Raw genomic sequence first — 14533 nt, forward strand, 5'->3', positions numbered from 1 at the left:
ATCAGTTGGGTTTCCGCGCCATGGCAAATTAATGACAGTGTTAATCCTAACCGTCTATGTTGGGGATCAGGTCATCAAAGCTCTGATAGCCACAGTCAGCCAGTTGCAGCGACATGGTGTAGGTCTTGCTCCCCTCGCGTTGGCCGACCGCCGGCCGGTTTAGCTTGAGTTCGCTGTGCCAGTACTCCTTCATCCGCTCGATCAGCGCCATTGCTTCGTGCTCTTCCAGGTGCAGCTGGCACAGCGCCATGTAGTTGTTGGTCTTGTGCATGTTGTCGACCAGGTAGTCACCCAGCATGGTCATGGCCTGGCGCGCCTGCTGGCGGGCGAAGCGGCTGTGCTGCTCGAAGGTGATCCGCTCGCTGATGAGGAAGTGGTAGCTGTTGTCGATGCCCAGTTGCAGGATGCCGAGCTTTTCTAGCTTGCGCAGGTAGAGGTAGCAGGAGGCGTCGGTGAGGCCGTATTCACGCCGCAGGTCGACCAAGCTCTTCTCGCGCCAGAAGATGTTGGCCAGAAAGGCGTAGAGACCGGGCTCGTTGTGGAAGGCGTCATCCTGCTCCTTGGTGAAGACGGCACGTCGGCTCTGGACATCCTGGGTGCGTTCCAGCAGCTCCTCGAAGGAGAGTCCCACCAGATGGCAGATCTCTAGCAGGGAATCGAACGGCAGGGAGGGCTTGTTCATCATCCGCTTGACGGTGGCGATGGAGACGCCAAGGGCATCGGCCAGGCTTTGATAGCGGATCCCCTTGTCGTTCAGGATCTTCTTCAGGGTCTCTAGTATGTTGTTGGCCAATACCTGGCTATAAGGCATGCTTTCGTTCCCTTTATGCATATTTATTGAATTATTCCGCTAAAACATGAGGGGTGGGATAGACAGATTCTGATACCAGTATGTGGATACCTCAGCGCCTGCTTTCGTCTCTTTACCCAATATCAACGGATTGGCCAGACCAGTGTGATAATGAAGGAGCAGTTAGTGATACCGGGTGGTGCACTTTCCTCTACTTCAAAACAAAGTGCTGGTTATGAATATTACATCGTTCATACTTTGTCACGTGGTCGATTTCAACGCCTTCCTGGTTGTGTCATCGGCCGTTTGCTTCCAATTTAAGGGTTTTAAACCGCAAGGTTTTTATTCTTTCCTGGCAAATTGAGCGGATCCCGACGGGGCTCCGCTTTTTCTTTTGCTCATTTTGCGGCCCATAGCCTCGGGATCTCCCGCACCAGCCAGCTCTTGGCCTTGCCCATGACGTCGCGGCGCCACGCCAGCACCACCTGAATCTGGTGGCGGTACTCCGGGCTGATCACCCGCAATCGCCCGGCATCGATATCCTCTTTTACCCAGCGCAGCGGCATGGTGCCGACCCCGATCCCGGCCAGCAATGCGGCCCGTTTCTCCTCCATGGTGCTCACCGTTAGGCGCGGCTGCTTGTCGAGCAGGCGATAGGTGAGTGCCGGTTTGCGCAGGGCGGTGTCGGCCACGGCAATGGCGCGGTAGCGGCGCAGCGTCTCATCAGAGAGCGGCTCCGCTTCCTTGTGCAGCGGGTGATCCGGGTGGGCGACATAGAGCATCACATCTTCAAACAACAGCTGGTGCTTGATGCCGGACATCATGCTGTCCGAGTTGAGGCTGGCGATCAGCAGATCGGCACGGCCATCTTCCAGGCACTCCCAACTGCCGGCCAGCACTTCGGCGCGAAAGCGCAGTCGGGTGTCGGTCTGCTCGGCCAGTTTCTCGACCAGCGGATAGAGGTCGGGGATGGCGACCAGAGCATCGACCGCGACCGTGATGTCGGTCTCCCAGCCGCGAGCCAGCGCCCTGGTCTCACCGACCAGTTGTTCGGCGGCCTCGAGCAGTACCCGGCCGCGCTCGAGCAGCATGCGTCCGGCCGGGGTGAACTTGGTGCGGTGGCCGCTGCGGTCAAACAGCACGGCATCGAGCTCATCTTCAAGTTTTTGCACCGTATAACTCAATGCAGAGGGAACCTTGCCCAGCTCTTCGGCGGCGGCGGCGAAGCTACCACGGCGCTCAATGGCGTCCAGCACCCGGATGGCTTCCAGTGTTAATGCCCTTTCCTTACCCATCTAAACACCTTCAAATAATTTGAATCTCTATGCCAGATTATCTTGCTAACAACATTCGTCAAGACTCCCTATCATGCCCTCATCGCTTAGGACGAACCGACAAGTGACCTGAATATCGCTGTTGAAGGGAAGGTTAAGGCTCATGAATGAACCGAGACCAACCAGATTGTAGCAACAACATTTTTGAATGGTCTCTTGGCAAGGATGCATTGGACAGCTCGCCAATGCGACGCTGGCAATGACATGTAACGTGAGAGATTGAAGATATGAAAAAGCAAATCGCAATCGCCCTGCTGGGCATGATGGGTTCTGTTGCCGCACAAGCCGCTATTCCGGCTGAGGTTCGCGCTACACCGGGCATGTTGTTTGTCGACTGGCAAGCCACCGCCGCCCTCGAGGGGAAAGGTAATCCGCTGCTTGAGGTGCGCAATGAGTTTGGTGATGTTATCGCCAGCACCCATGCCAGCCTGACCGGTCGCCAGGTAGTGCGTCTGCCCGCCAAGACCCAGGGCATTTTGACCCTGAATGTGGCGGGTCAGCGCGACACACTGCACATGCCGTTTGGCTTCGGTAGTGGCCATCAGGGTTAAGACCACCCGCGAGAAGATAAATTAACGAATTTAAGGAGGCGTTCACATGATCGCAATGAGACCGGCACAAGAACGTGGGCATGCTAACTTCGGCTGGCTGGATACCCACCACACCTTCTCTTTTGGGCACTACTATGACCCGAAGTGGATGGGTCACTCCGCGCTGCGCGTCATCAACGAGGATCACGTGACGCCGGGTAGCGGTTTCGGTACCCATCCCCATGCCAACATGGAGATCCTGACCTGCGTACTCGAGGGTGCCATTGAGCACAAAGACAGCTTGGGTAATGTAGAGCGGATCCCGGCCGGGGAGTTCCAGCTGATGAGCGCGGGTTCCGGTATTCGCCACAGTGAGTATAATCCGTCTCCAACTGAACCCCTTTCGTTCCTGCAAATCTGGATCGAGCCGAATGAACATGGCACGACCCCCGGTTATCAGCAGAAGCGGATCGAGGCTCAGCCCGGCATGACGCTGGTGGCCTCCCCCACGGGTGAGCAAGGATCGTTTACGATTCGCCAACAAGCCAGAGTCTGGCGGTTACAATTGGCTGCAGGTGAGAGTCTCACCTGGGCTCTGCAGGGACGTAACGGTTACCTGCATATGATATCCGGGAAGTTGACCACTGGTGGTCTCACTGCCCAAGCCGGCGACGGGTTGTTCAGTCGCGATGAACCCAACTGGGAGCTCATGGCCGAGTCCGCCACTGAAGCCCTTTTGTTTGACCTGCCATGAGAGATGAGGAATTGAAAATGGAAAAGATGAAAGATATCGCCCTGCTGCTGAGTCGTTTTCTGCTGGCCCTGATGTTTGTGGTCGCAGGTTGGGGCAAGATCGGCGGTTACGCCGGTACTCAAGGTTACATGGAAGCGATGGGCGTGCCCGGTTTCCTGCTCCCCCTGGTGATCCTGCTCGAGCTGGGCGGTGGTCTGGCCATCATGGCCGGTTTCTTCACCCGTACTCTGTCGGTCTTCCTGGCGGGCTTCACCCTGGTAGCGGCGTTCATCTTCCACTATCAGCCGGCTGACCAGATGCAGATGCTGATGTTCATGAAGAACATCTCCATCGTCGGTGGCTTCCTGGCCCTGGCTGCCGCCGGTGCCGGTGCCTTCAGCCTCGACAACAAGCTGGGCAAAAACTGGTAAGCGACTGTTTACGAGGATTTTCCAAGGCCTTTAGCCGGAGCGAAAGCTCCGGCTTTTTTGCATCTGGCGCGCCAATCCATGACAATCCGGCCATTGCCTTCGATGGGGATTGTCCATGTTCACCCTCTATCACTCCAACCAGCTCGACGTGCTCAAGGCCCTGCTGGTCGAGCTGGTGCGCCGCGACCCGCTGACCGATCCGTTCGAGCGCGAGCAGATCCTGGTCCAAAGCCCCGGCATGGCCCAGTGGCTCAAGCTGGAGCTGGCGAGCGCCTTCGGCATCGCCGCCAACATCGACTTTCCCCTGCCAGCCAGCTTCATCTGGCAGATGTTCATCGAAGTACTGGGCGACGTCCCGGCCCGCAGCCCCTACAACAAGCAGAGCATGAGCTGGCAGTTGATGATGACGCTGCCGACCCTGCTCGAGCGACCCGATTTCGCCCCCCTGCGCAGTTACCTCTCCCCGCAGGAGGAGTCCCCCGAGCAGGTGCGCCTGTGGCAGCTGTGTCAGAAGGTTGCGGATCTGTTCGACCAGTATCTGGTCTACCGCCCCGACTGGATCGAGCGCTGGGAGCGCGGTGAGGGTCTGCCTGCTGAGCTTGGCGAAGTGGCCGGTCAGGATTGGCAACCCGTGCTGTGGCGCGAGCTGGTGGCCCGCACCCTGCAACTGGCCGACAGCGGTTATCACAGGGCGAACCTGTTCGAGGCCTTCATTCAGGCGTTGCAAAGTGGCGCCCCTCTGCCGGGACGGCTGCCCAAGCGGGTCTTCGTCTTCGGCATCTCGGCCCTGCCGCCCGGTTATGTGGAGGCGCTGCGGGTGCTCGGCGAACGCATCGAGGTGCATCTGTTTGTCACCAATCCGTGCCGCTACTACTGGGGCGATCTGCTCGATCGCAAGACCATGGCCCGCCTCGAGCGGCGGCTGCGTCCCGGCACCGACCTTGAGACCCTGCAAGGGGAGAGCAATCCACTGCTCGCCTCCATGGGCAAGCTCGGGCGCGACTACCTGCACCACCTGATGGGGTTGGAGCCGCCGGAGGTGGAGGCCTTCGTCGACATGACCGAAGACACCCTGCTGCACCGCCTGCAAGGGGATGTGTTGGAGCAGCGCGATCGCGGCGCCGTGTTCGACGACCCCGACTCGAGCCGCCACAAGACGGTGCTCACGGCGGGCGATCACAGCTTGCAGATCCACGCCTGTCACAGCCCGGTGCGCGAATTGGAGGTGCTGCACGATCGCCTGCTCGATCTGTTCGAGCGTGACCCGACCCTGACCCCGAAAGAGGTGGTGGTGATGATGCCGGACGTAGCCGGCTACGCCCCCTTCATCCAGGCAGTATTCGGGGCGCGCGGCCAGATCCCCTTCTCCATTTCGGATCGGGCGGCGAGCCAAGAGAGCCCGCTGCTGCAAAGTTTTTTGGCGCTGCTGCGCCTGCCACGCCAACGCTTCGGGGCGGGCGAGCTGCTCGCCCTGCTCGAGGTGCCGGCGGTGCTGCGCCGCTTTGCCCTGACGGTGGAGGAGTTCGACACCCTGCGCCGCTGGGTGCAAGAGAGCGGCATCCGCTGGGGGCTCGACGATGCCTACCCGGAGCGCTTCGATCTGCCGGCCCTGTCGGGCAACTCCTGGCTGTTCGGCCTGCGCCGCATGCTGCTTGGCTACGCCATGGGGGAGGGGGAGCCGGTGGCCGGCATCCTGCCCTATGCCGAGATCGAGGGGCAGCAGGGGGTGACGCTCGGCAAGCTCGCCGCCTTCGTCGACACCCTGGCCCACTTCCTGCCGCTGTTGGAGCAAGCCCGCTCTCTGCCCGAGTGGCACCGGCTGCTGCACGCCCTGCTCGCGGCCTGCTATGACCCGGATGAAGACGAAGAGCGCCACATCCAGCTGGTGCGCGATGCCATGGCGAGCTGGCAGGAGACCCTCGGCGAGGTGCGCTTCGACGAGCCGATTACCCCGGCGCTGCTGCAAGATGTGCTCGGCCAGGCGCTGGCGGCCCAACGCTCGAGCCAGCGCTTTCTCGCCGGGCAGGTCAACTTCTGCACCCTGATGCCGATGCGATCCATCCCGTTTCGCCAGGTCTGCCTGCTCGGCATGAACGACGGCGTCTACCCGCGCACTCTGCCGCCCATGGGGTTCGATCTAATGGCGCTCGCCAGCCGGCGTGGGGATCGATCGCGCCGTGACGACGACCGCTACCTCTTTCTCGAGGCGCTGCTGAGCGCTCAGGACGGCCTCTACATCAGTTATCAGGGTTTCAGCGTGCAAGACAACAGCGAGCGCGAACCCTCGGTGCTGCTGGCCGAGCTGCTCGATTACTTGCGTCAGGGCTTCGTGCTGGCTGGCGATGAAGATCTAGCCGATGACGAATCGGGCCGGCGCCTGTTGCAGGCGCTGGTGACGGCGCACCCGCTCACCCCTTACAGCCGCGACTACTTCTTTCCCAAAGATGAGCGCCTCTTCACCTATGCGGCCGACTGGCTGCCGGCGCTCACCCCCAAGGCGGGGGCGGGCAACTTCCAGAGCGGCGATCTGCCCCTGCCCCCCGAGATGGAGGGGGGCGAGCTGGAGCTGGCCGAGTTGCTGCGCTTTTACCGCAATCCGGCGCGCTACTTTCTCAACCGCCGCCTCAAGGTGTGGTTTGAGCTAGATGACACCCGCCTCGAGGAGAGCGAGCCCTTCGCCCTCGACGGGCTGGAGAACTACCAGCTCAAGGATCAATTGCTGAGCGCCCATCTGGATGAAGGGGGCACAGCGCGGCTGCGCGAGCGGCTGCGGCTGGCCGGTCAGTTGCCCCAAAGCTGGTTCGGCCCCCTGCTGCTCGATGAGCTGGACGATAAGATGGCCGGACTGGCCGAGCGGGTACGCCCGCTGCGATCGGAAAAAACGCCGGTGGAGATCGACATCCCCCTGCCCCAAGGGCGGCTGCTCGGCTGGCTCGACTGCGAGCAGGGCAAGCAGCTCATCGTCAAACCCGGCAGCTTCCACGGCCGCGACTGGCTGCAAGGCTGGCTCAGGCACTTGTGCCTGTGCCTGTCGCGCTCCCCCGGCGAGACCCTGCTGCTCGATGGGCTCAAGAGCTGGCGCTTGCCGGTGCTTGCGCCCAAGGTGGCCCGCCGCCACCTGCTCGCCCTGGTCGATGACTGGGTGGCGGGGCTGCGCCACCCGCTGCCGCTGTTTCCCAAGAGCGCCTGGAGCTGGCTTGGCGAACAGGAAAAAAGCGGTGACGAGGAGAAGGCGCTGCGCGCCGCCCGCACCAGCTTCGAGGGGGGCTGGCAGCTGATGGGCGAGGGGGAAGACCCTTACATCCAGCGCTGCTTCCCTGCACTGGACGAGGCGGTGATGAGCCAGCTCATCGCCCTCGCTCGCACCCATCTGTTGCCCCTTTATCAGGCGCTGGAGGAGATCGACTGATGTCCCGCACTCTAGATACCCTGCGCTTTCCCCTGTTTGGCGAGCGCCTGATCGAGGCCTCCGCCGGCACCGGCAAGACCTACACCATCGCCGGTCTCTACCTGCGCCTGCTGCTCGGCCACGGCCCGGCCGATGAGGAAGGGCAGCTCACCGCCCACGCCCGGCCTTTGAGCGTGACCGAGATTTTGGTGGTGACCTTTACCGAGGCGGCCACCGCCGAGCTACGTGGCCGCATTCGCGCCCGCATCCACGAGGCGCGCCTTGCCTTCCTGCGTGGGCAAAGCGGCGACCCCCTGTTGGCCCAACTGCTCGACGAGGTGCCGGAACACGACTCGGCGGCGCGCCTGCTGCTTGCCGCCGAGCGGCAGATGGACGAGGCGGCAGTCTTTACCATCCACGGTTTTTGCCAGCGGATGCTCAAGAGCAACGCCTTCGAGTCGGGCGCCTTGTTTGAGACCGAATTTCTCACCGATGACAGCCAGCTCAAGTTGCAGGCAGTGAGTGATTACTGGCGCGCTGACTTCTATCCGGCTGGGGAGTCCTTGGCCCGCGCCTTGCGCAAACACTGGAAGAGCCCGGCCGATCTGCTGGCCGATATTCAGGGCTGGCTCGACAACCCGGAGCTGGAGATCCTGCCGCCGGCCGGCGACGAGACCTTGCTTGCGCGCCACGAGCGGGAGATGGCTAGGGTGGCGGCGGTGAAGGCCCAGTGGCGTGACAACCTCGACGCCCTGCGCGCCCAGACCGAGGGGGTGGTGAGCCGCTACACCGGCAAGACCTACGAAGGCTGGCTTGAGAAGATTGGCCTGTGGGCCCACAGCGACGAGCACGGCTATGGCCTGCCCGATCCTCTGGCCCGCTTTGCCCGCTCGGCCCTGCTTGAGCACCTTAAAAAAGGGGAGAAGGCCCCGGATCTGCCGCTGTTCGATGCCATTGAAGACCTCGTGGCCCGCCCCCCCGCCATCGACGATCTGGTGTTGCAGCGGGCCGCCCGCGAGGTGCACAAACGCATGGGGCGCGCCAAGCGCGAGGCTTATCAGCTCTCGTTCTCAGACTTGCTCGGGAATCTCGACCGGGCGCTCGCCTCGCCCTTGGGGGAGCGGCTGCGCGAGCGCATCCGCGCCACCTACCGGGTGGCCATGATCGACGAATTCCAGGATACCGACCCCCAACAGTACCGCATCTTTCACGCCCTCTACGGCGGGCAGGAGGAGACGGCGCTGCTGATGATCGGCGACCCCAAGCAGGCCATCTACGGCTTTCGCGGCGCCGACATCTTCACTTACATCCAGGCGCGCCGGGCAGTGAGCAGTCACTACACCCTGGGGCGCAACTGGCGCTCAAGCCAGGCGCTGGTGGGGGCGGTCAACGCCCTGTTCGAGCGAGCCCGCGCCCCCTTCATCTATGACCAGGACATCCCCTTCCTGCCGGTGGCGGCCCAGGGCAAAGCGCAGGGGCTGACGTTGGCGGGGGCCGAGGCGCCGGCCCTGTGCTGCTGGTGGCTGGCAGAGAGCCCCACCATCAACAAGGGGAGCTACCAGTCGCGCATGGCGAGCGCCACGGCGGCGGAGATCCACCGATTGCTGACCCTGGCCCGCCAGGGGGAGGCCCACATCGGCGAGGCGCCCCTGCGCGCCGGCGACATCGCCGTGCTGGTGCGCACCGGCATCGAGGGGCGGGTGGTGCAGCAGGCCCTCTCGGCGCTCGGCATCGCCTCTGTCTATCTCTCTAACCGCGAGAGCGTGCTCGATAGCGCAGAGGCGCGCGAGATATTGCTGATCTTGCATGCCTGCTTGCACCCGAGCGACGAGCGGGCCCTGCGCGCGGCGCTTGCCACGGGCTTGTTCGACCTCGATGCCAAGGCGCTGGACGCCTTTAGCCGCGACGAGAAGCTGTGGGAGGCCACGGTGCAGGAGTTCACCGACTACCGCCGCCAGTGGCGCCGGATCGGGGTGCTGGCCATGCTGCGCGCCCTGCTGCACCGGCGCAAGCTGGCTGCCAGCCTGCTGGCCGGCCCGTTCGGGGAGCGACGTCTGACCAACTACCTACACCTGGCCGAGCTGCTGGAGCAGGCGGCCAGCGAGCTGGACGGGGAGTATGCTCTGCTGCGCTGGCTGGCCGAGGCGACCCGGGAGGGAGGGCAGGCCGAGGAGCAGGTGCTGCGTCTCGAATCCGAACGCAAATTGGTGCAGATCGTCACCATCCACAAGTCCAAGGGGCTCGAATACCCCTTGGTGTTCCTGCCGTTTATCTGCGCCCACCGCGAGAGCGACACCCCCCTCTATCACGAGGGGAACCGCACCCTGCTCGATCTCAGCCGTTCGCCCAAGGCGCTGGAGCAGGCCGAGCGCGAGCGTCTGGCCGAAGATCTGCGCCTGCTCTACGTGGCACTGACCCGGGGCGTCTACGCCACCTGGCTTGGGCTGGCGCCGGTGCGCTCGGGGCCGGGCAAGTCGACCAAGACCGATCTGCACAAGACCGCCATCGGCTACCTGCTGCAACGGGGCGAGGAAGGGGAGGCAACGCTGATGGCCGAGGCGCTGACCACCCTGGCGCGCGAGGTGCCGGGAGTGGTGGTGGGTGAGCCATCACTCGCTCGCCCGGCCCCACTGCCCGCCGAGCACGAGACGGAGACTACACCGAAGGTGCGCCGTTTCGGTGGGCGCATCGAGCGCGACTGGTGGGTCAGCTCCTACTCGGCGCTCTCCAGCTCCGGCAGCCACCACGATCGCGGTGTGCTGGCGACCCCAGGTTTCGACGCCGAGGTGGCCTGCGAGCGCGGTGAAGAGATGGCGCTGGAGCGCTCCATCTTCACCTTCCCGCGCGGCGCCCGGCCCGGCACCTTGCTGCACACCCTGTTTGAGGAGATCCCCTTCGAGCTGGCGCGCGATCCTGCCCGCCACGACGAGGTGGCCCCCCAGGTGGCGGCCCTGCTCGAGCGCGACGGCTTCGAGCCCGAGTGGAGCGAGGTGCTGACCACGCATCTGGCGGCCGTGCTCGGGGCCGAGCTGTTGCCGGGGCTGCGGCTGGGTGAGGTGGCCCACCATCAGGCCGAGCTGGAGTTCTTCCTGCCCATGGGGCGGGTCACGGCCGAGGGGCTCGATGCGGTGCGAAGGGCCCACGATCCCCTCTCGGCGCGTGGCAAGCCCCTCGCGTTTCAGAGCGTGCAGGGGATGCTCAAGGGCTTTATCGATCTGGTGTTCGAGTGGCAGGGGCGCTGGTACGTGCTCGACTACAAGTCCAACTGGCTGGGGCAGAGCCCCCTCGATTACGGCGGCGCAGCCCTCGAGCAGGCCATGCTCGATCACCATTACGATCTGCAATACCAGCTCTACACCCTGGCGCTGCACCGGCTGCTGGCCCACCGCCTGCCCGATTATGACCCGGCCCGCCACCTGGGCGGCGTCTTCTACCTGTTCCTGCGCGGCATGCCCGAGGCCGGCGTCTTCCACGCCGCTCCCACCCTTGAGCTGGTGCGCGCCCTCGATTCACTCTTTAACGGCGAGGAGGCAGCATGAGCGCACCCATCCATTCCGATAGCCCCTTGCTCACCCGGCTGCGCGCCCTGGCCGAGGCAGGCCGCGTGCGCCAGCTCGATCTGCAATTTGCCCGCCTGATCGAGAGCCTGGGGGGCGAGCCGGAGCTGGTGCTGGCCGCCGCGCTCGCCTGCTTCGAGCTGGGCCGTGGCCACATCTGTCTGCCGCTAGATGCCATCGAACGCCCGTTCGGGCTCGACGGCGACGAGCGCGCCGCCCTGCTCGAGGGGGTGGCCCCTTTGGCGACGTGGCCGGCGCGTCTGGCCGCCTCGCCCCTGGTGGGGGACGGCAGCCACAGCGCCCCCCACACGCCGCTGGTACTCTGGTGCGGGCGGCTCTACCTGACCCGCTACCACGACTTCGAGCGCGCGGTGGCCGCGCGCCTGCGTGCCCTCTCGGCGCGGGCCGAGTTCCCCGACATCCGCGCCGCGCTGGATCGCCTGTTTGCCCGCGACTACGGGCGGCTGTTCGCGGCCTTATTGCCCCTTCGCACCGAGCCGACCTTCTCGGTGCGCCACTTCCTCGAGAAGTACTTGGACGTGGTCGAGGGGGCCGCGCTTGCCTGGGACGAGATCGCTGCACTGCTCGCCTCGGCCCAGAGCGGCGCCGAGCTTACCCCCCTCGATACCCTGATCCCGCCTTCGGCCTGCTCCAACGGCCAGAAGCTCGCGGCGGCCACCGCCGCCGGTCGCCCCTTTGCGGTCATCTCGGGCGGCCCCGGCACCGGCAAGACCACCACGGTGGCCAGGCTGCTTGCGATCCTAGTTGAGACCGGGCTGCGGGCCGGGGCGGCGCCGGCCATCCGGCTGGTGGCCCCCACCGGCAAGGCGGCGGCGCGACTGACCGAGAGCATAGGGGCGGCCCTCGGCGATCTGCCGCTGAGCCCCGACGTGGTGAGCGCCATCCCGACCGAGGCGGGCACCCTGCACCGGCTGCTCGGGGTGATCCCGGGGCGCAGCCAGTTCCGCCACCACGCCGGCAACCCCCTGCATCTGGACGTGCTGGTGGTGGACGAGGCCTCTATGGTGGACTTGCCCATGATGGCGCGCCTGCTCGAGGCGCTGCCGCCGCAGGCTCGCCTGATCTTGCTCGGCGACAAGGATCAGCTCGCCTCAGTCGAGGCCGGCGCCGTGCTGGCCGATATCTGTAGCTTCGTGACGCAGGGGGTGAGCGAGGCGCAGGCCGACTGGCTCGCCGCCCAGAGCGGCTACCTGGTGGCCGGCTCGGCCGCCGGCGCCCCGGTGCGCGACAGCCTCTGCCTGCTTAGCAAGAGCTGGCGTTTTGACGAGCGCTCTGGCATCGGCCGGCTAGCGCGCGCCTGCAACGGCGGCGATCCGGCCGCCGTCGAGCGGGTATGGGGGGAGGGGTTTACCGACATCGCCCTGCACCCCTGGAGCGCCGAGCGCTACGAGGCGCTGATCCAGCAGGCGGTTGATGGCTATCGCCCCTATCTGGCGGCCCTGCGCGAGGGGCTGGCGCCCAAGGCGGTGTTCCAGGCCTTCAACGGCTTTCAGATCCTCTGCGCCCTGCGCGAGGGGCCGTTTGGGGTCGAGGGGCTCAACGAGCGCATCGAGGCGGCGCTCAACCGGGCGCGGCTGATCGCCAAAGAGGGGGAGTGGTACGCCGGGCGCGCCGTCATGGTGGTGCAAAACGATCACGGTATCGGCCTTTACAACGGCGACATGGGCCTGTGCCTGCCGGATGAGGAGGGGCGCCTCAAGGTGTGGTTCGAGCAGGCCGACGGCGGCGTGCGCAGCCTGCTGCCGAGCCGTCTGCCACCCCACGAGACGGTGTTTGCCATGACCATCCACAAGTCTCAAGGCTCGGAGTTCGCGCATACCGTGCTGGTGCTGCCCGATGCCCCCAGCCCCCTGCTGACCCGCGAGCTGGTCTACACCGGCATCACCCGCGCCAAGGCCCGCCTCGATCTCTACGGCGATCGCGCCCTGCTGGCACAGGCGGTGCGCAAAAAGACCGAGCGCTATTCGGGATTGGCGCAGAGGTTGGGGCTGGAATCTGAGCGGTGACAGAGGGGAGCGTGAACCAGCATGAATCTGTCTGGGGATGAAGCGACCGGTATCTCCTTACTACGGCGTGGTGTACAGATCTAATTATCACCTGACACCGGCCCCAAACCGGTGTTTTGGTCACGTCTGGTTTCGACTCATAACACCATAATCGCTCCCTACTCTAAGGAAGGGAAACATATTTCCTAGCCAGTAACTTCACTCCCTGATGCGTCGACCTTATCAGGAAAAAACGCGACTCCTTCACCGCTCCAACCGGCGACGGTGAGCCATGGCCCATGAAACCTGCGCGTTTTCCCGCCAAGTCTGCTATGCTCCGCGGCCGTCCTTCTGGCCCAGCGAGATACCTGCCGTGAACCACACCGACTTTGCCCAACTGGGGTTGCCCGCCGCCCTGCAAGATAACCTCGATGCCCTCGGTTATAAGGAGATGACTCCGATCCAGGCCCAGAGTCTGCCGCTGGTGCTGGCCGGCAAGGACGTGCTCGCCAAGGCCAAGACCGGCAGCGGCAAGACCGCCGCCTTCGGGCTGGGGTTGCTGGCGGCGCTCGACGTGGGCCAGTTGTCGGTGCAATCCCTGGTGCTCTGCCCGACCCGCGAGCTGGCCGATCAGGTGGCCAGCGAGCTGCGCCGTCTGGCGCGCGCCATGCCGAACGTCAAGCTGGTGACCCTGTGCGGCGGCGTGCCGACCGCACCCCAGTCCGCCACCCTGGGCTTTGGCGCCCACATCGCCGTCGGCACCCCGGGCCGGGTGCTCAAGCACCTGGAGCAGGGCACCCTGCGCCTCGAAGCCCTCACCACCCTGGTGCTGGACGAGGCGGATCGCATGCTCGACATGGGCTTTGGTGAGGATATCCACAAGGTGATCCGCTTCGCCCCGCGCGAGCGGCAGACCCTGCTCTTCTCGGCCACCTACCCGGACGAGATCGCCAGCATGAGCCGCGGCGTGCAGCGCAACCCGGTCGAGGTGAGCGTCGAGGCCATCCATCAGGACGCCGCCATCGCCCAGCAGTTGTTCGAGGTGGCGCCGGGCACCCGTCCCGAGGCGCTGGCGCGGCTGCTCAGCCACTACCGCCCCGCCTCCTGCGTGGTGTTCTGCAACACCAAGCGGGCCTGCGGTGAGGTGAGCAACTATCTGGTGAGTCGTGGCTTCTCGGCCCTGACCCTCAACGGCGATCTCGAGCAGCGCGAGCGCGATCAGGTGCTGGTGCGCTTTGCCAACGGCAGCGCCTCCATCCTGGTGGCGACCGACGTGGCTGCCCGTGGCCTCGACATCAAGGAGCTGGGCGCCGTCATCAACTATGAGCTGACCTATGACCCCGAGGTGCACGTGCACCGCATCGGCCGTACCGGCCGCGCCGGTCAGCAGGGGTTGGCGCTCTCCCTCTATCAGCCGAATGAGGCCCAGCGCGTGACCCTGATTGAGGAGTACCTCGGCAGCCCCCTGCCGCAGGGGGAGTTGGCGGCGCTGAGCAGCGAGCTGCACCCGGTGGCGCCGGAGTTTGCCACCCTCTCCATCGGCGGCGGTCGCAAGCACAAGCTGCGCCCGGGGGACATCCTCGGCGCCCTGACCGGCGAGACCGGCCTGCCCGGCGATCAGGTGGGCAAAATTCAGGTGCAGGATCAGTTCTCCTACGTGGCGGTGCGCCGCGCCCAGGCCAAGGCGGCCCTCAAGCGTCTGAGCGAGGGGAAGATCAAGGGCAAGAGCTACCGGGTGCGCCTGCTCGGCTAAACGGGCGGCAA

At 64.8% G+C, this 14533-nt stretch carries 9 protein-coding genes; 7 read left to right on the top strand and 2 right to left on the bottom strand.

What is annotated here, in order from left to right:
* Positions 1–46: 46 nt before the first annotated feature.
* Complete coding sequence (locus FE240_RS00830) at positions 47–811, bottom strand: helix-turn-helix domain-containing protein (RefSeq protein WP_193003003.1); 765 nt, start codon at positions 809–811, stop codon at positions 47–49.
* Positions 812–1188: 377 nt separating this feature from the next.
* A complete protein-coding gene (locus tag FE240_RS00835; protein ID WP_193003004.1) occupies positions 1189–2085 on the bottom strand; it encodes a LysR family transcriptional regulator in 897 nt (298 codons plus the stop codon).
* 266 nt (positions 2086–2351) lie between these two features.
* On the opposite strand from FE240_RS00835, the gene FE240_RS00840 reads away from it, so the two are divergent.
* From FE240_RS00840 to dbpA, 7 genes are all read left to right on the top strand, one after another.
* Entirely contained in the window at positions 2352–2675 is a 324-nt protein-coding gene (locus FE240_RS00840) for a hypothetical protein (RefSeq protein ID WP_193003005.1), read from the top strand.
* Positions 2676–2721: 46 nt separating this feature from the next.
* The gene (locus FE240_RS00845) at positions 2722–3408 is read left to right on the top strand and encodes a pirin family protein (RefSeq protein WP_193003006.1); all 687 of its coding nucleotides are present in this window, start codon (positions 2722–2724) and stop codon (positions 3406–3408) included.
* Positions 3409–3425: 17 nt separating this feature from the next.
* Entirely contained in the window at positions 3426–3818 is a 393-nt protein-coding gene (locus tag FE240_RS00850) for a DoxX family protein (RefSeq protein WP_193003007.1), read from the top strand.
* 115 nt (positions 3819–3933) lie between these two features.
* On the top strand, positions 3934–7227 hold the full coding sequence (gene recC / locus FE240_RS00855; RefSeq protein ID WP_193003008.1) for an exodeoxyribonuclease V subunit gamma: 3294 nt from the start codon (positions 3934–3936) through the stop codon (positions 7225–7227).
* Positions 7227–10745 carry an exodeoxyribonuclease V subunit beta gene (recB, locus tag FE240_RS00860; RefSeq protein ID WP_193003009.1) on the top strand — a complete coding sequence of 1173 codons (3519 nt, stop codon included), beginning with the start codon at positions 7227–7229 and terminating at the stop codon, positions 10743–10745. Before recC ends, recB begins: the two co-directional genes overlap by 1 nt.
* Positions 10742–12790: an exodeoxyribonuclease V subunit alpha gene (gene recD / locus FE240_RS00865; RefSeq protein ID WP_193003010.1), complete on the top strand. Its 2049-nt coding sequence runs from the start codon at positions 10742–10744 to the stop codon at positions 12788–12790. The genes recB and recD overlap by 4 nt, the downstream gene beginning before the upstream one ends.
* Before the next feature lie 352 nt (positions 12791–13142).
* On the top strand, positions 13143–14522 hold the full coding sequence (gene dbpA, locus FE240_RS00870) for an ATP-dependent RNA helicase DbpA (RefSeq protein ID WP_193003011.1): 1380 nt from the start codon (positions 13143–13145) through the stop codon (positions 14520–14522).
* The last annotated feature ends 11 nt before the right edge of the window (positions 14523–14533 follow it).

The organism is Aeromonas simiae, from assembly GCF_014892695.1.
Lineage (GTDB): Bacteria > Pseudomonadota > Gammaproteobacteria > Enterobacterales > Aeromonadaceae > Aeromonas > Aeromonas simiae.

What these genes read in the sequence shown, in the direction of transcription:
- recC (WP_193003008.1), top strand. Translation starts at nt 3,934, where the DNA reads ATGTTCACCCTCTATCACTCCAACCAGCTCGACGTGCTCAAGGCCCTG.
- FE240_RS00845 (WP_193003006.1), top strand. Translation starts at nt 2,722, where the DNA reads ATGATCGCAATGAGACCGGCACAAGAACGTGGGCATGCTAACTTCGGC.
- FE240_RS00835 (WP_193003004.1), bottom strand. Translation starts at nt 2,085, where the DNA reads ATGGGTAAGGAAAGGGCATTAACACTGGAAGCCATCCGGGTGCTGGAC.
- FE240_RS00850 (WP_193003007.1), top strand. Translation starts at nt 3,426, where the DNA reads ATGGAAAAGATGAAAGATATCGCCCTGCTGCTGAGTCGTTTTCTGCTG.
- recB (WP_193003009.1), top strand. Translation starts at nt 7,227, where the DNA reads ATGTCCCGCACTCTAGATACCCTGCGCTTTCCCCTGTTTGGCGAGCGC.
- FE240_RS00830 (WP_193003003.1), bottom strand. Translation starts at nt 811, where the DNA reads ATGCCTTATAGCCAGGTATTGGCCAACAACATACTAGAGACCCTGAAG.
- FE240_RS00840 (WP_193003005.1), top strand. Translation starts at nt 2,352, where the DNA reads ATGAAAAAGCAAATCGCAATCGCCCTGCTGGGCATGATGGGTTCTGTT.
- recD (WP_193003010.1), top strand. Translation starts at nt 10,742, where the DNA reads ATGAGCGCACCCATCCATTCCGATAGCCCCTTGCTCACCCGGCTGCGC.